The sequence below is a fragment of the Mesorhizobium sp. f-mel genome (genome assembly GCF_053850215.1).
The window spans coordinates 57,004-74,390 of record NZ_JBSPTO010000001.1; the positions used below are offsets into that span (position 1 = coordinate 57,004).

Consider the following 17,387-nt stretch of genomic DNA (forward strand, 5'->3'; position numbering starts at 1 on the left):
CGGAGATCGCATCCTGAAGACGCCGCTGTTCGATCGCCGTGATTTCCTCAGGGCCGCCGGGACAGGCTTTGTTGCCGCGATGGCGCCGTCCGCATGGGCGAAGACACTTGCGGCCGACGCCGTCTTCGCCACCGCTTTCGTCAAGCGTGACGGCAGCTATGGCGCGGCCATCCTGTCCGAGGCCGGCAAGGTCCTGCATGCCATCGACCTTCCCGCCCGCGGTCACGACGTCACCTTCGATCCGGTGTCCATGCGCTCCGTGGTCTTTGCCAGGCAGCCCGGCACCTTCGCCGTGGTCTTCGACCACACAGGTCGCGACGAACCACGGACCATTGCCAGCGTCAGTGGACGGCATTTCTTCGGTCACGGCGTGTTTTCGACCGACGGTGCGCTGCTCTACGCCACCGAGAACGATTTCGACAACGCCGCCGGTGTGGTCGGTGTCTATGACGCGCGTGCGAAATTCAAGCGCATCAGTGAGTTCCCGACCTACGGCATGGGTTCGCACGAGCTTCTGTTGTTGGGCGACGGCAGGACGATTGCCGTCGCCAATGGCGGCATCGAGACGCATCCGGATTACGGCCGCGCCGAGCTCAACATCGCGACGATGAAGCCATCCTATGTGCTGGTCGACCGCCTGACCGGCGACCTTCTCGAAAAGCACGAACTGCCGCCGGAGCTGCACCAGCTGTCGATCCGTCACATGGCTGCCGATAAATCCGGCACGGTCTGGTTCGGCTGCCAGTACAGGGGGCCGGGCACCGATCGTCCGCTGCTGGTCGGCCGCGCCGCGCGCGGCAAGGATCTACAACTGCTCGACATGCCGCAGGACGTGCTTTCCGGCTTCAGGAACTACATCGGCTCGGTCGCCGCCAACCTCGCCGCCGGCACCGTCGCCGTGTCCTCGCCGGAAGGGAATTCGCTGGCGGTGATCGATGCGGCCAGCGGCCGGATCGTCGCCATCAGCGCACTGGCCGAGGTCTGCGGCGTGGCGCCCGACGGGCCGAGCTTCATGGCGACGACTGGCACCGGCGAAATCCTCGAAGCCGGCGGCGCGACACGGTCCGAGCCGGGCTATGTCTGGGACAATCACATGCTGCGCATCGAGGAGGCCGAATAGGCGCGTCCGGCACCGGTTCCGTGACGGTTACGTTCGTTAGAAGTTACCGCCTTCAGGCGAGGTCGAAGCAAAGCCGCCAAACGATTTATGCATTATCCCCTTGCGGCGATGAGCCATGGCAGGCACAGGGAAATTGTTTTTCGAACCCCTGCGCCCAAGTGGGTGCTCCAACCGGCCGCCTCATGAAGTTGCTCGCCATCGACTGTGCCGCCAATCTCTGCGCCGCCTGTGTCTACGACGCGGCGGCCGGGAAGGAGCTCGGCCGTTCGGTGTTCGATCTCGGCAAGGGCCATGCCGAGCATCTGATGGCCGTCATCGATGAGGCGTTGAAGACCGGCGGAACCGACTATGCCGGCGTCGGCGCCATCGCTGTCTCCACCGGTCCGGGCTCCTTCACCGGCCTGCGCGTCGGCGTCTCAGCGGCGCGGGGTCTTGCGCTGGCGCTGAAAATCCCGGCAATCGGGGTGACGACGCTGGAAGCGCTGGCGGCGCAAGCCAAAGAGACATTTCCCGGCCGCGCTGTGCTGGCCGCGCTCGACGCCGGGCGCGACGAGATCCATGCCGCGCTTTACGATGAAGAGTCGGTTCTGCGCTATGGTCCGGCCGTGACCACGCTTTCGCAAGCCGTCGCCATGGCGGTAGATCTCTCTCCGGTTCTGGCCGGCACAGCTGCCACGCAAATTGCCGCCTCGGCCGGGCGCGCCTTTGATATCGGCCCGACAAGTGCCACGGCCGACATCGCCGTCTATGCCCGGCTGGCTGCCGCCCAAGCTGCCGGCAAAAAGGCTGAAGGCGAAAAGCCGAAACCGCTCTATCTGCGCGGCGCCGGCGCCAAGCCGCAGGCCGGCTTTATCCTGTCCAGGAAGAAAGCCGGGAAGAAAACCTGATGCGCATTCCTTTCCTCCAGCCGCGCCGCAGGGACTTTGCGCTCGAGCCGCTGACGATTGCCGACAGCGCGGCCATGTCGGTGCTGCATCGCGAGGATTTCGTTCGGCCGTGGACCGACGACGAATTCGCTGCACTGCTCGAGCAGGACGCGGTGTTCGGCTATGCCGCGCGCGAGACCGGACAGGGTGCCAAGCCGCCGGTCGGCTTCGTCCTGGCGCGCCTGGCTGCCGGTGAAGGCGAGATCCTGACTGTCGCGGTGGCGCGCTCCCATCGCCGCCAGGGGCTCGGCTGGCAATTGATGGATGCCGTTCTGCGCGAACTGCACGCGCAACGCGCCGAGGCGCTCTTCCTCGAGGTCGACGAGACCAACGTTGCCGCGATCGCGCTCTACCGGCGGCTGGGATTCCGCGAGGTCGGCAAGCGTCCCAACTATTACAGGTCGCCCGAGCACGGCCCGACCGGCGCGCTTGTCATGCGTCGCGATCTTCGCTAGCGCAGATTCAAAATTGCTAGAGCGTACGTTGTGCGTCCAATTGGACGCACAACGCTCTGGCCATACGTGGGCAGGGCCTGGAGCAAAATGATCGGAAAAATCAGGATTTTCCTGGCACTGGGCCTCGTTGTCGTCGGCTCGTTGATTCTCGTACCGTTGCAGATCCTGTCGATGAAGACCGGGCTCTGGCGCGAGACGTTCGTCCTGAAGATCTGGCACCGGCTCATCATCAGGGCGCTGGGCATGCGCATCCATGTCAAGGGGACGCTGTCCAGCCAGCGCCCTCTATTGGTTGCGTCGAACCACATCTCCTGGACCGACATCATGGTGCTGGGGTCGATGGTCGACGTGAAATTCATCGCCAGGGCTGACATGGCCGGTTGGCCATTGATCGGCATGTTATCGAAGCTGCAGCGCACTGTCTTCATCGAGCGTGAGCGCAAGCGTTCGTCGGCCGACCAGGCGAGCGAGATCGCCAACCGCATGGCCAAGGGCGACGCCATGGTGCTGTTTGCCGAAGGGTCGACCGGCGACGGCAACATGATCTTGCCGTTCAAGAGCACGCTATTCGGCGCCGCCTCGATGGCAATTTCGGAAGGGGCGGCCGAAACGGTCTTCATCCAGCCGGTGGCGATCGTCTATACGCGCCTGCATGGCGTGCCGCTCGGCCGCAGGCACCGGCCGATTGCCGCCTGGATCGGTGACGAGGATTTGATGCCGCATCTAAAGGTGCTGATGGCGGAAGGCGGGCTCGATGTCGAAGTGCATTTCGGTGAGCCGGTCGCCTTTTCAAAGGGCTCCAGCCGCAAGGAAACGGCAAGGCTGATGGAAAGTCAGGTGCGTGATATGGTGCAGGCGGCGCTCGCCGATCCGCGCCCGAGCCGGTAAACCGGAATAGCTACTGCGCCAATCAAGTGCTCCAGCGTCTTGCGCGTCCAAGAGGACACATGGCGCTGCAGGGCAGAATCGTCTGTTTTTTGTCGGCGAAAGGCGTTAGAAGCCGCCAGATGGAATTGAACACGATCGAACGGGACGACATCGAAACTGCGGCCGAAAGTGCGGTCGTACCATCTGCCGCGACCAGGAAGGTCTTCGTCAAGACCTATGGCTGCCAGATGAACGTCTACGATTCGCAGCGCATGACCGATGCGCTGGCCGCCGACGGCTATGTGGCAACGGACGCCATCGGTGAGGCCGATCTGGTGCTGCTCAACACCTGCCATATCCGTGAGAAAGCCGCCGAGAAGGTCTATTCCGAACTTGGCCGCATTCGTGAGATGAAGGCCGAACGGGCTCAGGCCGGCCGCGAGATGCTGGTCGGTGTCGCCGGCTGCGTGGCGCAGGCAGAGGGCTCCGAGATCATCCGCCGCTCGCCGGCCGTCGATCTGGTCATCGGCCCGCAGACTTATCACCGGTTGTCCGACGTGCTGGCACGGGTGCGCCGCGGCGAAAAGATCGTCGAGACCGACTACGCCATCGAGGACAAGTTCGAGCACCTGCCGCAGCCGAAACGCGCCGAGATCATCAAGCGCGGCGTCACCGCGTTCCTGACCGTGCAGGAAGGCTGCGACAAGTTCTGCACCTTCTGCGTCGTGCCTTATACCAGAGGCTCGGAAGTGTCGCGGCCGGTGGCGCAGATCGTCGCCGAGGCCGAGCGGCTGGCGCAAGCCGGCGTGCGCGAGGTGACGCTGCTTGGCCAGAATGTCAATGCCTGGCATGGCGAGGGCGAAAACACCGAGGAATGGGGTCTTGGCCGCCTGCTGTTCCGGCTGGCCGAGATTCCCGGGCTGGCGCGGTTGCGCTACACCACCAGTCACCCGCGCGACATGGACGACGAATTGATCGCCGCCCATCGTGACTTGCCGGCGCTGATGCCCTATCTGCATTTGCCTGTGCAATCCGGCTCCGACCGCATCCTCAAGGCGATGAACCGCAGGCATACGGCAAAGGATTATCTGACGCTGCTCGACCGGATCCGCGCCGCACGGAGCGATATCGCGCTTTCAGGCGACTTCATTGTCGGCTTTCCCGGCGAGACGGATGCGGATTTCGAGGCGACGATGGACCTGGTCCGCCAGGTGAACTATGCCTCGGCCTTCTCGTTCAAATATTCGCCGCGCCCTGGCACGCCGGGCGCGGAAATGGCCGATCATGTGCCGGAAGCCGTCAAGGACGAGCGCCTGCAGCGACTGCAGGCGCTGCTGCTGAAGCAGCAGCAGGATTTCGGCGCGAGCCTGGTCGGCAGCACCATCGACACGCTGATCGAGAAGCCGGGCCGCCAGGCTGGCCAGAAGGTCGGCCGCTCGCCGTGGCTGCAGCCGGTTATTGTTGATGAAAAGTCCGGCGAAATCGGTGAGATTATCCAGGTACGAATCACGAAGACGGGTTACAACAGCCTGTTCGCCGAATTGGCCTGAAGGTCTCGGCAGATGAGGAGAGACGGTTGAGCGCTGCGGAAGTGAAGAACCTGCCCCAGAACCTACCATCGGGGGCTTCGGATATGGCGCACATCGTTCTGACTTTCGACAACAACAAGCTTGCCAGCGCCCTTTATGGCCAGTTCGACGAGAATCTGGCCAGGCTGGAGCAGAAGCTTGGCGTCGATATCCGCTCGCGAGGCAACCAACTGACCATCAAGGGCTCCGCATCGGCCGCCGAGCAGGCGCGCCGCGCCCTGGACAATCTCTACGGCATTCTCCAGAAAGGCGCTGACATCGGCCAGTCGGACGTCGACGGCGCCGTGCGCATGGCGATCGCCGCCGACGACCAGCTGACGCTGCCGACGCTGGAGCGCAAGGGCAAGGTGTCAGCCGCCCAGATATCGACGCGCAAGAAGACGATCTATGCCCGTTCGCTCAACCAGGACGCCTATATGCGCGCCCTGGAGCGGTCTGAACTCGTCTTCGGCATCGGCCCGGCTGGCACGGGAAAAACCTTCCTGGCGGTGGCGCATGCGGCGATGCTGCTCGAACGTGGCATGGTCGAGCGCATCGTGCTGTCGCGGCCGGCAGTCGAGGCCGGCGAACGGCTCGGCTTCCTGCCCGGCGATATGAAGGAGAAGGTCGATCCCTATCTGCGGCCGCTTTACGACGCGCTTTACGAGATGATGCCGGCCGACAAGGTCGAGCGGGCGATAGCCGCCGAGGTGATCGAGATCGCGCCGCTGGCCTTCATGCGCGGCCGCACGCTGGCGCACTCCGCCGTCATCCTCGACGAGGCGCAGAACACCACGCCGATGCAGATGAAGATGTTCCTGACCCGTCTCGGCGAGAACTCTCGCATGATCGTCACCGGCGATCCGACCCAGATCGATCTGCCGCAAAACACCAAATCCGGTCTGGTCGAGGCGCTCAGGATCCTCGACGGCGTCACCGGCATGGTGACGGTGCGCTTCAACGAAGGCGACGTCGTCAGGCATCCGCTGGTCGCCGAGATCGTCAAGGCTTACGACCGCGACGGCAAGCTGGCCCGGGGCCTGGGCGCCGAAGGCTGATGATGCAGCCTTATGGCTGAGGACAAGAAATCCGGAGGCGAGGATCTTCCGGTTCCCGTCGACATCGATATAGCGGTCGATGCGGGCGACTGGCCGGAAGAGGCTGCGCTGACGCGGCTGGTCGATCGCGCCGTTGCCGCTGCGTTTGCCGAAACCGGCGTAGCCGGCCGTTCCGAACTCAGTATCGTCTTTTCTGACGATGCCCATATCCGCAGCCTCAATGCCGGCTGGCGCGGCAAGGACAAACCGACCAACGTCCTGTCTTTCCCGGCTTTTCCGCTCACAACGGGCGGCCCGCTGCCGCCCATGCTGGGCGACATCGTGCTGGCCGCCGAGACGGTTGCGCGGGAAGCCGCACTGGAAGACAAGCCTGTCGACAACCATATCATCCATCTCGTCATCCACGGCCTGCTGCATTTGCTGGGCTACGATCACGAGACCGACGCCGAGGCCGAGGAAATGGAAGCCGTCGAACGCGCAGCACTTGCGAGGCTTGCCATTCCCGATCCCTACGCGTAACTAAAAAGATCAAATGACCGGACGACGATGAACGACAAACCAGAGACTGCCGCCCGCCCAGACGCCGGCAGTGCGACCAAGCCATCCGAACAGACGGAAGAGGGCTCGAGTCCGAGTACCATCACCGGCAGCTTCGCCAGCGAGCCATCGCCTGCCGGTCCTTCCCTGTTCGATCGCGTGCTCGGCCTGTTCAGGCAACGCAACGGCACCAGCCTGCGCGAGGAGATCGCCGACGCGCTTGCCGAAACGGCGAGCGATGCCGGCGCCTTTTCGCCCGGCGAACGGGCCATGCTCAACAACATCCTGCGCCTGCGCGAGGTGCGCGTCGAGGACGTCATGGTGCCTCGCGCCGACATCGAGGCGGTCGAGATCACGACAAACCTGGGCGATCTTCTGGGCCTGTTCGAGCAGTCTGGCCATTCCCGCATGCCGGTCTATTCGGAGACGCTCGACGACCCGCGCGGCATGGTCCACATCCGCGACGTGCTCGCGCACATCACCAAGATCGCCCGCGTCAGGAAGGGCAGGACGACCAGGAAAACCGCCGCCGCCACGCTTCTCGATCTCGCCAAGGTCGATCTCACGCGCACCATAGGCGACCTGACCCTGATCCGCCCGGTGCTTTTCGTGCCGCCGTCGATGCTCGCCTCCGATCTCATGGGGCGGATGCAGGCGATGCGTACCCAGATGGCGCTGGTCATCGACGAATATGGCGGCACCGACGGTCTGGTGTCGCTCGAGGATATCGTCGAGATGGTGGTCGGCGACATCGAGGACGAACATGACGAGGACGAGCCGATGATCACCCAGACCGGCGAGGGCGTGTTCGTCGTCGACGGCAAGGCCGAGATCGACGATGTCGCCAAGATGATCGGCGAGGATTTCGCCGCCGGCGAGCATGGCGAATATGTCGACACGATCGGCGGGATGATCTTCAACACGCTTGGCAGGGTTCCGGCCCGCGGCGAAGTGGTGCAGGCCATCCCTGGCTTTGAATTCCATGTGCTCGACGCCGATCCGCGCCGCGTCAAGCGCGTGCGCATCGTCGAGACCCCGAAAGGCGAGCGCCGCCGGCGCGCCGTCCGCGCCGAGCAGGCGTGAGCAGGTTCCGCAAAAGTGTCTCGCGGTTTTGGGACAAGAACCTGCGACAAGAAAACCTGAAGCACCGCCGCCCGATGACGGTCGACGATCCGTTCAAGCTCTCAACAACGGTATAGGGCGCTCGATCCTGAGGGTCACGTCTGGCCTTCCTCCCAGACCGTACGCACCATTCCACGCGAGGAGGCCGAGCGGCTGGGCGATCTACGGATCGAAGGCTGGCACCGTTAGCATCTCCGTCTCAATCTCAGCGATGGATGGTAGGTGGTCTCGAACTATATGGTTCCGAACCAATTCATCTTGACGCTGTCCTGAATACTGGGAGAATATCTGATGCCGTGGAAACTCGATGAGACCGTCGAAACATCCGCGGGCGCTGTGGCAGCGGGTCGATCTGGCAACGGGCCTGCGCTCGTGCTGGCCCATGGCTGGCCGTGGTCTTCGTTCTCATGGCATCGGATTATTCCAGACCTTGCAAGGCGCTATCGTGTCCACTGGTACGATATGCCCGGATACGGGCGATCCGACAAAGCCGCGGAGCAGCGCACCTCACTCGATGTGCAAGGAAAGGTATTCGCCGAGATGCTTGCGCACTGGCACCTTGAGCGGCCCATGGTCGTTGCCCATGATTTCGGCGGAGCGACGACGCTACGGGCGCATTTGCTGCATGGCTGCGACTTCGAGCGGTATGTTCTGATGAATGTCGTCGCCATGCGCCCGTGGGGATCGGAGTTCTTCGATCACGTCGGTCGTCATGTGGATGCCTTTCTGGGCCTGCCGTCGCACATCCACAGAGCGATCGTGGAGGCCTATATCAAGGGGGCCATCGTCAATGACATCGATTCGGGTGATTTCGAGAAGCTTGTCGAGCCGTGGCTTGCCGAGGAGGGACGAGGAAGCTTCTATCGGCAATTCGCGCAAGCCGACGAAAAGTACACCGCCGAAGTCGAGCAGGTGTTCGGGAATATCAGGTGTCCGGTAAAGATAATCTGGGGCAAGGACGATCCATGGATCCCGCTGGAGCGAGGCAAAGCGCTTCATGCGCTGATCCCGCGGGCGTCGTTCGAAACACTGCCTGGCGTCGGTCACTTGCCTCAGCTCGAAGCCCCGGCCCTCGTTCTGGAGCGGCTGAACGCATTTCTGTCGCGCGACGGCGAAGACTGATGGATGAATTGGAAGGGCGAAGAGTTTTCCCTCGCTGGCCTGGTAACAGCTATTCGGCTTCAAGCCACATGAGCGTGGTTGTCAGAGTCCGGATGTTCCCATCTCGATTGGCTCCCGACCAGCCGGAGAAGCCCGCTTCGCGCAGCTTTCGATATTCAAGATTGTAATCGGGCATTAGCGCATGGTCTTCGATTCCGCGAACTTCCGTTACGGTGGAAAGCGGAAATCAATATCTGCGGAAGAAGTTCTGTTGGCTGATTGGCAACGGGTTAAGGCGGAAAATGTTTCTTGCGTCGCTAGACTGGTGGCATCCCATCCGGCTTTGTTTCTATGGATTTGTGGCTGCGGTGCTCCTCGGGGCGCTCTACTGCGTGGCTCCCTTCGGCGGTGATCCTCACCTTCGGATTTTCAGAGGCCTCTTGGCAATGTATGCAGCGTTCCTCTGCTCCATCGCCATATTCATCCCGAGTCTGCGAAAGCAAGACGAAGCAGCCTACGGCCACTTGATTTCGCGGACCGCACGAATTCGTGGCTTCGATGGGCGGAAGGCGCTCTCTTTCGAAAGAACCTGGTTTGCCGTAACCGCCATTTTCGCCGGGCTGTCATTCCTGGTCCCGCTGTATGCCCTGCCCAAAGCTGTGTTGAGTTGGTCCGAGCTTGGCTGGCGCGATGTGGTCGGCTCCACATCCGGCATGCTGGTTGGGCTGGTTGTCCTGTGCGACTTTCATTTCCTGCTGCGGAGACGGTTAGGCAACAGGTGAACGTCTTGCGCGAGCCCGTCTTCGTCCGCAACGGGTGGAAAAACTGGCCCTTCAAGTCATCGGTGTCGCAATCTTGAATGCCTTCAGGGTTTAGGGGAGGTTAAGCCGATGATAAAGTTGGATACTCCGTTCGCTCTTATGCTGGAGATGCACGCCGTGGTCTTAGGCGTTCCAGTGCTTATTCTGCTGGCATCAGCCGCAATCGTTGCGTTGATACGCCCTTGGCGCTTTTCTTCATCGGTCGGCTTGGCTTGCAAACTGGCTTCAGGAGTTGGCATCATGGCTGTGGCAGTTGTGCTCGCATGGGGAGCATTTCTTGTCGGCTTTGGCACGCTGATAGGGCATCCACGCTATCGTTCTCACTTCGTCTGTGAACCCTGCTTTTGAGTCCGCAAAGGGTCGATTGCCGAAGATTCAACCCGGCACGCCGGCTGAAGCGGTGGCCGTTTGGAGCGTGGACCGCAGCCTGATAAATCTTGCTCGGTGATTCGCACGACTCGGAAGAATTTATGAAACGCCTGGCCGGCCAGATAATTCTGCTGTGGGGTTGGCGCCGCGCGCTTGTGGCGTTTCTTGCTGGCGCGCTGGCGGTTCTTGCCCAAGCGCCTTACGATTTCTTTGCCGTCTGTTTTATTTCGTTTCCGCTGCTGGTCTGGCTCCTCGACGGCGCGACCGGCGAAGCCTCCGATGGCTGGTTCTGGCGTTTGCGGCCGGCTTTCGCCATCGGCTGGTGGTTCGGCTTCGGCTATTTTCTCGCCGGCCTGTGCTGGATCGGCTCGGCACTTCTGGTCGAGGCCGACAGTTTCGCCTGGGCGCTTCCCTTCGCAGTGGTCGGAATTCCGCTGGCGCTCGCCTTTTTCTACGGCTTCGCAACAGCGGTTGCCCGGCTGCTGTGGAGCAACGACATCGGCCGCATCGCTGCCCTTGCCTTCGGTTTTGGCCTGGCGGAATGGCTGCGCGATTTTCTGTTCACCGGGTTCCCGTGGAATGCCGTCGGCTACGCGGCGATGCCGGTGCCTTTGCTTATGCAGAGCGTGTCGGTGACCGGCATGGTCGGCATGAACGCGCTGGCGGTCTTCGTCTTTGCATTGCCGGCCCTGCTTGCGGCGCGCCGGCATGTCCGCCTGGGAGCTGCACTGCTTGCCGTTCTCGTCGCGGCCCATGTCGGCTTCGGCTATATCCGGCTTGCTATTCCCGAGAAGCCGGCGGAGCGCAGCCTCGACGTCCGCATTGTGCAGCCGGCTGTCGACCTCAGCGAGAAGTGGGACGCTTCGGTGCCCGACCGGATCTTCGCTACGCTGATGGGGCTTTCGGCCAAGGCGCCGGAGGCCGGCCATGACAAGCCGCAATTGATCCTGTGGCCGGAAACCTCCGTGCCGTTTTTTTTCGCCGAACGTCCCGATGCGCTGACCGCGCTGGGAGAGATGCTTGACGACGGCCAGATGCTGATCGCCGGCGTCGTCCGGGAGGAGGGCGGCTCGGCGGCAGATGCCGACAGGCGGTACTACAATTCGGTGGTGGCGATCGACGACAAGGGCGAAATCGCAGATGCTGTCGACAAGGTTCATCTGGTGCCCTTTGGCGAGTATCTGCCTTTTGCCGACCTGCTTGGCCGCTTCGGGCTCAAACAGCTCGTCGCCGGGCCGACGACCTACGCGGCCGGCAATGAGCGGCATCCGATCGCGCTGTCCGGCGGCATCCGCGTGCTTCCGTTCATTTGCTATGAAGTCATCTTTCCCGATCTGGTGGCGATTGACGCTACGTCAGCCGAGCTTATTGTGAATGTCACGAACGACGCGTGGTTCGGTGACACGCCGGGTCCGTACCAGCATTTCAGGCAGGCGCAGATTCGTGCTGTGGAGAACGGGGTGCCCTTGTTGCGCGCAGCCAATAACGGCATCTCCGCTGTCGTCGATCCGCGCGGGCGCATCCTCGACGCGCTGGCGATCGACGCACGCGGAGCCATCGATGTACATGTGCCGATTTCCGATCAAGCCATCGCTTCTTCCCGCCAAAGACGCATTAACGGACTGATGATCTTGTTGCTGTTTGCCCTGGCCGCTTTCACATCGAATGTAAGGCAAAAGCTACGGGCGAATTGACAGTCGACACATTAGAAACTCATACTGTAACGGCCTGAAATTTCTCGAAGTCGGTACGTCTTTGTGTTGGGCACCGGCCGCCGGCTTCGTTTGGGCAGAAAAACACAAAAAGCCGGAAAAATTCGGCGAGGAAAAAATGGCAGAAGAAAACAAGAAGAAGCCGAATCCTATCGACATCCATGTCGGAAGTCGCATCAGGCTTCGTCGCAATATGTTGGGAATGAGTCAGGAGAAGCTGGGCGAGAACCTCGGAATAACTTTTCAGCAGATACAGAAATACGAAAAGGGGACTAATCGCGTTGGTGCCAGCCGTTTGCAGGCAATCGCCTCGATACTCGGCGTTCCTGTCGCTTTCTTTTTCGAGGACGCGCCGGGCCAGGAGACCGTGGGCAACCGCGGATTTGCCGAGGATACATCAATGGCTTTTGCCGTCGAATTCTGCGGCAGTCCTGAAGGTCTTCAACTCAACCGGGCCTTCGTCAAGATCGCCGACGTGAAGATACGCCGCAAGATCATCGAGCTTGTGAAGGCCCTTTCCACCGACGAAGTCGATTGATTGGGCAGATTGATTTGGCCGTTGAAAACCCGGAAATGGCGAGGCCGTCATAGCGGGGCAGGCAATTTCCGCGATCTCGCGCACCGTGGAATTTACATCCCATAGGCATGCCGGAGAGCGGATCGATTTTACTCGACACCCATGCTCAAAGTCTTTTTCATCAACGTGCTGAAGCAAAGCAACGTGTTGGAGCTAAGCGCGCTTGCGGCATCCTGCCGCCGGTCACAGTGGTACAAGATAATAGCGCGATTTTCATACCAGAATGGCCGCACCGCTTGACGAGCGCCGCCCGGCACAGCTAACACGTGGCGCGCCAATCGGCAGCGTGCCGATGTTTTTTCAAGAGGGGACACCCGTGACGCGGCAAAACTATCTATTCACCTCGGAATCCGTTGCCGAGGGTCATCCCGACAAGGTCTGCGACCGTATCTCCGACGAGATCGTCGATCTGGTCTATCGCGAGGCCAGAAAGACCGGCATGGACCCCTGGAAGGTCCGCGTCGCCTGTGAGACGCTGGCGACCACGAATCGCGTCGTGATCGCCGGCGAGGTCCGCGTCCCCGAGACCCTGCTCAAGAAGGACAAGGCCGGCAACATCCTGATGGATGCCGCCGGTCATCCGCTCGTCAATCCGGCGAAGTTCAAGTCGGCCGCCCGCAAGGCGATCCGCGAGATCGGCTATGAGCAGGCCGGTTTCCACTGGAAGACAGCAAAGATCGAGGTTCTGCTGCACGGCCAGTCGCCGGATATCGGGCAAGGCGTCGACAACGCCTCCGACCGGCAAGGCGAGGAAGGCGCCGGCGACCAGGGCATCATGTTCGGCTATGCCTGCCGCGAGACGCCGGATCTGATGCCGGCGCCGATCTACTACAGCCACAAGATCCTCGAATTGCTGTCCGCCGCGCGCCATGAGGGCAACGGCGATGCCGGCCGGCTCGGGCCGGACGCCAAGAGCCAGGTGACCGTCCGTTATATCGACGGCAAGGCGGCGGAAGTGACGCAAATCGTGCTGTCCACCCAGCATCTCGACGCCAGCTGGGATTCGAAGAAGGTCCGCAATGTCGTCGAACCCTATATTCGCGAGGCGCTCGGCGAGCTGAAGATCGCCGACAGCTGCAACTGGTACATAAACCCGACGGGCAAGTTCGTCATCGGCGGGCCAGACGGCGACGCCGGCCTGACCGGGCGCAAGATCATCGTCGACACTTACGGCGGTGCTGCGCCCCATGGCGGCGGTGCTTTTTCCGGCAAGGACACCACCAAAGTCGACCGTTCCGCAGCCTATGCGGCACGCTATCTCGCCAAGAATGTGGTGGCCGCCAAGCTCGCCGATCGCTGCACCATCCAGCTTTCCTATGCCATTGGCGTCGCCCAGCCGCTGTCTGTCTATGTTGACCTGCACGGCACCGGCAAGGTCGATGAGGCAAAACTCGAGCAGGCGCTGCGCACCGTGATGGACCTGTCGCCGTCCGGCATCCGCCGCCACCTCGATCTCAACAAGCCGATCTACGCGAAGACGTCGTCCTATGGCCATTTCGGCCGCAAGGCCGGCCGTGACGGGTCCTTCTCCTGGGAAAAGACCGACCTCGCCAAGGCGCTCAAGGATGCACTCGCCGAAGCGCCCGCCGAAGCAGTCGCGGCCTAGCCGCGGCGTCCATGCATCCGAAAGACCGGCCAAGCCGTGCGACCGAAGCATTTTTCGGTCGCCGGCGCGGCAAGACCATCCGTCCGCAGCAGGCGGCGGCACTGGAAAGCGGCTTCAGCACCTACCGGCTCGATCTGACGGCCGGACCGCCGGCCGAATTCCGCAGCCTGTTCGAAGCCGATGTCTGCGCCATTCATCTCGAAATTGGTTTCGGCGGCGGCGAACACCTGCTGCATCGGGCGACGGCGGCTCCTGAAACCGGTTTTGTCGGCGTCGAACCTTTCGTCAACGGCATGGCCAAGATGATGATGGCCGTCAGGGAACGGCCGCTTGCCAATCTTCGCGTCTATGACAACGACGCCACGCGCCTGCTCGACTGGCTCCCGCAAGCCTCGCTCGACGGCATCGACCTTCTCTATCCCGATCCCTGGCCGAAGAAGAAACACTGGAAGCGACGCTTCGTCAGTTCGGTCAATCTCGACCGTTTCGCGCGCGTCCTGAAGTCAGGCGGAAAATTCCGCTTTGCTTCCGATATCGATAGCTATGTGAACTGGACGCTGCTGCATTGCCGGGTACATGATGCGTTTGCGTGGCAGGCTGAAGAGGCCGCCGACTGGCATCGGCCTTATGAGGGTTGGCCGGGTACGCGCTACGAGGCGAAGGCCATTCGCGAAGGCCGGCGGCCGGCCTATCTCACCTTCGTCCGGAGATAGTCCTACTCAGCAGCGCGCGTCGCGCGCTTTGCCGTCGACGAGGACCAAAGATGTCGTCGCGCTGCGTCGCCGGTCTTAGAAGCGGCCGATCTTGTTGAAGGCGGCCGGATCCATGCCGAGATTGCGCAGATCGCGCGCGCGTGGCTTGCGGCCGGCTTCGACCGCGTGCGACGCGGCGACGGCGCTGCCGAACACGGTGAAGAAATCGCCGATGGCCGAGAAAACTTTGCGGTTGGTCATGATTATGCCCTTTCGCCTGCTGCGATGCGGATTGAATTTGTGCAGCGCAACAAAGATAGGCGCTTTCGCCTGATATCACAGGGACGTTGCCGCATGGCCGCCATGCGCCCTATGCAACGCTGCCCCCGGCACTTTCACCATACCCTGCATGCGGACTTGAAACGCCGGCCGCGATCGTCTATATCAAGCTCAAATTCTTGGTCGGTATGGCGAAGAGTGGGTCCACCCGGTCCCGCTCTTTTTTGTTACCTTCCGACCGCCGATGAAGCGACAGGAATCGAATGACTGCAACGGTACCCGACAGCGACGACCGCATCATCCGCGAAAGCGGCATCGATGCGCGCATCGCGCTGATCGTGCAGCCGGTGTTGCGTGCCATCGGCTTCCGCCTAGTCAGGGTGCATCTGACGGGCCAGAACGGGCTGACGCTGCAGATCATGGCCGAGCGCGAGGACGGGACCATGACCGTCGAGGATTGCGAAGAGGTCAGCCGGGCGGTATCGCCTGCGCTCGATGTCGATGATCCGATCGAAAAGGCATATCATCTCGAAGTTTCGTCGCCGGGTATCGACCGGCCGTTGGTCCGCAAGTCGGATTTCGCGACCTGGACGGGTCATTTGGTGAAGATGGAAACCTCGGTCCTTGTCGCCGACCGCAAGCGCTTCAAGGGCAAGATCGCCGAGAGCGACGCGGACGGCGTGCTGATCGAGCGCGACAAGGCGGCCTATGGCGAAGAGCCGACGGTGCGTGTGCCCTACGATGCGATTGCCGAGGCACGGCTGATCCTGACCGATGACCTTATCCGCGACGCGCTGTCGAAAGACAACAGGGCGCGCAAGGAAGCCAAGAAGCGCCGCGGCGAACCCGAAGACGCGCCAGAGGGCGCAGAAGCGGGCGCGGAAGATGAAACCGAACAGGAAATGTGATTGGGCTGCCGGCGCAAAGGCTCGGCAACAAGCTCGGGAGAAAAACGATGGTTGTAAGCGCCAACAGGCTTGAACTGCTGCAGATCGCCGACGCGGTCGCGCGTGAAAAGTCGATCGACAAGTCGATCGTCATCGCCGCCATGGCCGATGCGATCCAGAAGGCTGCGCGCTCGCGCTATGGCCAGGAAACCAACATCCGTGCCGACATCAATCCGAATACCGGCGAGATGAAGCTGCAGCGGCTGATGGAAGTGGTCGAGAAAGTCGACGACTATGCGACGCAGATCGCCATTTCCTCCGCGCGCGAGCGCAATCCCGACGCCCAGCTCGGCGACTTCATTGCCGAACAGCTGCCGCCGATGGATTTCGGCCGCATCGCCGCCCAGTCGGCCAAGCAGGTCATCGTGCAGAAGGTGCGCGAGGCCGAGCGCGACCGCCAGTATGACGAGTACAAGGACCGCATCGGCGAGATCGTCAACGGCACCGTCAAGCGCGTCGAATACGGCAACGTCATCGTCGATCTCGGCCGCGGCGAGGCGATCATCCGCCGCGACGAGCTGATCCCGCGCGAGAACTACAAATATGGCGATCGCGTCCGCGCCTATGTCTACGACGTGCGCCGCGAGCAGCGTGGTCCGCAGATATTCCTGTCGCGCACCCATCCGCAGTTCATGGCGAAGCTGTTCACCATGGAAGTGCCGGAAATCTACGACGGCATCATCGAGATCAAGTCGGTCGCCCGCGATCCGGGTTCGCGCGCCAAGATCGCCGTCATCTCGCGTGACAGTTCCATCGATCCTGTCGGCGCCTGCGTCGGCATGCGTGGCAGCCGCGTTCAGGCGGTGGTCGGCGAATTGCAGGGCGAGAAGATCGACATCATTCCGTGGTCGCCTTCGGCTGCTTCCTTCATCGTCAACGCGCTGCAGCCAGCGGAAGTCGCCAAGGTCGTGCTTGACGAGGATGCCGAACGCATCGAAGTCGTGGTGCCAGACGACCAGCTGTCGCTGGCCATCGGCCGCCGTGGCCAGAACGTCCGGCTCGCCTCGCAGCTCACCGGCTGGGATATCGATATCCTGACCGAGCAGGAAGAGAGCGAGCGCCGCCAGAAGGAGTTCGTCGAACGCTCGGCGCTGTTCATGGATGCGCTCAACGTCGACGAGATGGTCGGCCAGGTGCTCGCCTCCGAAGGCTTTACCAGCGTCGAGGAAGTCGCCTATGTCGATGCCGACGAGATCGCGTCGATCGACGGCTTCGACGAGGACACCGCCTCGGAAATCCAGGCCCGCGCCCGCGAGTATCTGGAGAAGATCGAAGCCGAGCATGACGAGAAGCGCAAGGCGCTGGGCGTCAAGGACGAGTTGCGTGAGATTCCTGGCGTGACCACCGCCATGATGGTGACGCTCGGCGAGGACGGCGTGAAGACGATCGAGGATTTCGCCGGCTATGCGGCCGATGACCTGACCGGCTGGAAAGAACGCAAGGACGGCGAGACGAAGGTGTTCCCCGGCGTGCTCGCCAGTCACGGCGTGTCGCGCGCCGATGCCGAGCAGATGGTTCTGGCCGCCCGCCTCAAGGCCGGCTGGATCACCGAAGACGAGCTTGCAGCCGAAGACGTGCCGGCTGACGAAGCCGTTGGTGCGTGAGGTGAAACCGCATCGCACACAACCCG

At 62.2% G+C, this 17,387-nt stretch carries 18 protein-coding genes; 17 read left to right on the forward strand and 1 reads right to left on the reverse strand.

The window, feature by feature from the left end; genetic code table 11:
• Positions 1–13: 13 nt before the first annotated feature.
• The 15 genes from ACWUKX_RS00295 to trmB all read left to right on the forward strand — a co-directional run bounded on the left by ACWUKX_RS00295 (position 14) and on the right by trmB (position 14,552).
• Positions 14–1,120, forward strand: coding sequence for a DUF1513 domain-containing protein (locus ACWUKX_RS00295; RefSeq protein ID WP_456004034.1), 1,107 nt, complete (start codon positions 14–16; stop codon positions 1,118–1,120).
• Positions 1,121–1,302: 182 nt separating this feature from the next.
• On the forward strand, positions 1,303–2,007 hold the full coding sequence (tsaB, locus tag ACWUKX_RS00300; RefSeq protein WP_456002848.1) for a tRNA (adenosine(37)-N6)-threonylcarbamoyltransferase complex dimerization subunit type 1 TsaB: 705 nt from the start codon (positions 1,303–1,305) through the stop codon (positions 2,005–2,007).
• Positions 2,007–2,501, forward strand: a complete 495-nt coding sequence (gene rimI / locus ACWUKX_RS00305; RefSeq protein WP_065005897.1) for a ribosomal protein S18-alanine N-acetyltransferase — start codon at positions 2,007–2,009, stop codon at positions 2,499–2,501. Before tsaB ends, rimI begins: the two co-directional genes overlap by 1 nt.
• Positions 2,502–2,588: 87 nt before the next feature.
• Positions 2,589–3,389 (forward strand): lysophospholipid acyltransferase family protein, encoded by an 801-nt coding sequence (locus ACWUKX_RS00310; protein ID WP_456002850.1) that lies wholly within the window; start codon positions 2,589–2,591, stop codon positions 3,387–3,389.
• Between the two features lie 119 nt (positions 3,390–3,508).
• Positions 3,509–4,918, forward strand: a complete 1,410-nt coding sequence (miaB, locus tag ACWUKX_RS00315) for a tRNA (N6-isopentenyl adenosine(37)-C2)-methylthiotransferase MiaB (protein WP_456002852.1) — start codon at positions 3,509–3,511, stop codon at positions 4,916–4,918.
• Positions 4,919–5,001: 83 nt separating this feature from the next.
• A complete protein-coding gene (locus ACWUKX_RS00320) occupies positions 5,002–5,994 on the forward strand; it encodes a PhoH family protein (protein ID WP_287305617.1) in 993 nt (330 codons plus the stop codon).
• Positions 5,995–6,006: 12 nt separating this feature from the next.
• Positions 6,007–6,513 carry an rRNA maturation RNase YbeY gene (ybeY, locus tag ACWUKX_RS00325; RefSeq protein ID WP_456002854.1) on the forward strand — a complete coding sequence of 169 codons (507 nt, stop codon included), beginning with the start codon at positions 6,007–6,009 and terminating at the stop codon, positions 6,511–6,513.
• A 27-nt stretch (positions 6,514–6,540) separates the two neighbouring features.
• Entirely contained in the window at positions 6,541–7,614 is a 1,074-nt protein-coding gene (locus ACWUKX_RS00330; RefSeq protein ID WP_127315691.1) for a hemolysin family protein, read from the forward strand.
• Between the two features lie 330 nt (positions 7,615–7,944).
• Positions 7,945–8,775, forward strand: coding sequence for an alpha/beta fold hydrolase (locus ACWUKX_RS00335; RefSeq protein ID WP_456002856.1), 831 nt, complete (start codon positions 7,945–7,947; stop codon positions 8,773–8,775).
• Positions 8,776–8,987: 212 nt separating this feature from the next.
• Positions 8,988–9,536: a hypothetical protein gene (locus ACWUKX_RS00340; protein ID WP_456002858.1), complete on the forward strand. Its 549-nt coding sequence runs from the start codon at positions 8,988–8,990 to the stop codon at positions 9,534–9,536.
• 108 nt (positions 9,537–9,644) lie between these two features.
• A complete protein-coding gene (locus ACWUKX_RS00345; RefSeq protein WP_456002860.1) occupies positions 9,645–9,923 on the forward strand; it encodes a hypothetical protein in 279 nt (92 codons plus the stop codon).
• 122 nt (positions 9,924–10,045) lie between these two features.
• The gene (gene lnt, locus ACWUKX_RS00350) at positions 10,046–11,638 is read left to right on the forward strand and encodes an apolipoprotein N-acyltransferase (protein ID WP_456002862.1); all 1,593 of its coding nucleotides are present in this window, start codon (positions 10,046–10,048) and stop codon (positions 11,636–11,638) included.
• 136 nt (positions 11,639–11,774) lie between these two features.
• Complete coding sequence (locus tag ACWUKX_RS00355) at positions 11,775–12,194, forward strand: helix-turn-helix domain-containing protein (RefSeq protein WP_029356958.1); 420 nt, start codon at positions 11,775–11,777, stop codon at positions 12,192–12,194.
• Between the two features lie 331 nt (positions 12,195–12,525).
• Positions 12,526–13,839 carry a methionine adenosyltransferase gene (metK, locus tag ACWUKX_RS00360; RefSeq protein WP_456004036.1) on the forward strand — a complete coding sequence of 438 codons (1,314 nt, stop codon included), beginning with the start codon at positions 12,526–12,528 and terminating at the stop codon, positions 13,837–13,839.
• Between the two features lie 11 nt (positions 13,840–13,850).
• The gene (gene trmB, locus ACWUKX_RS00365) at positions 13,851–14,552 is read left to right on the forward strand and encodes a tRNA (guanine(46)-N(7))-methyltransferase TrmB (protein WP_456002864.1); all 702 of its coding nucleotides are present in this window, start codon (positions 13,851–13,853) and stop codon (positions 14,550–14,552) included.
• Positions 14,553–14,627: 75 nt separating this feature from the next.
• Here the strand turns inward: trmB and ACWUKX_RS00370 are convergent, their stop codons facing one another.
• Positions 14,628–14,792, reverse strand: coding sequence for a hypothetical protein (locus ACWUKX_RS00370; protein ID WP_095517012.1), 165 nt, complete (start codon positions 14,790–14,792; stop codon positions 14,628–14,630).
• 281 nt (positions 14,793–15,073) lie between these two features.
• Between ACWUKX_RS00370 and rimP the strand changes: the two genes are divergently transcribed.
• Together rimP and nusA are read left to right on the forward strand one after the other, a co-directional pair.
• A complete protein-coding gene (gene rimP, locus ACWUKX_RS00375; RefSeq protein ID WP_127315683.1) occupies positions 15,074–15,718 on the forward strand; it encodes a ribosome maturation factor RimP in 645 nt (214 codons plus the stop codon).
• 47 nt (positions 15,719–15,765) lie between these two features.
• On the forward strand, positions 15,766–17,361 hold the full coding sequence (nusA, locus tag ACWUKX_RS00380) for a transcription termination factor NusA (protein WP_029356954.1): 1,596 nt from the start codon (positions 15,766–15,768) through the stop codon (positions 17,359–17,361).
• The last annotated feature ends 26 nt before the right edge of the window (positions 17,362–17,387 follow it).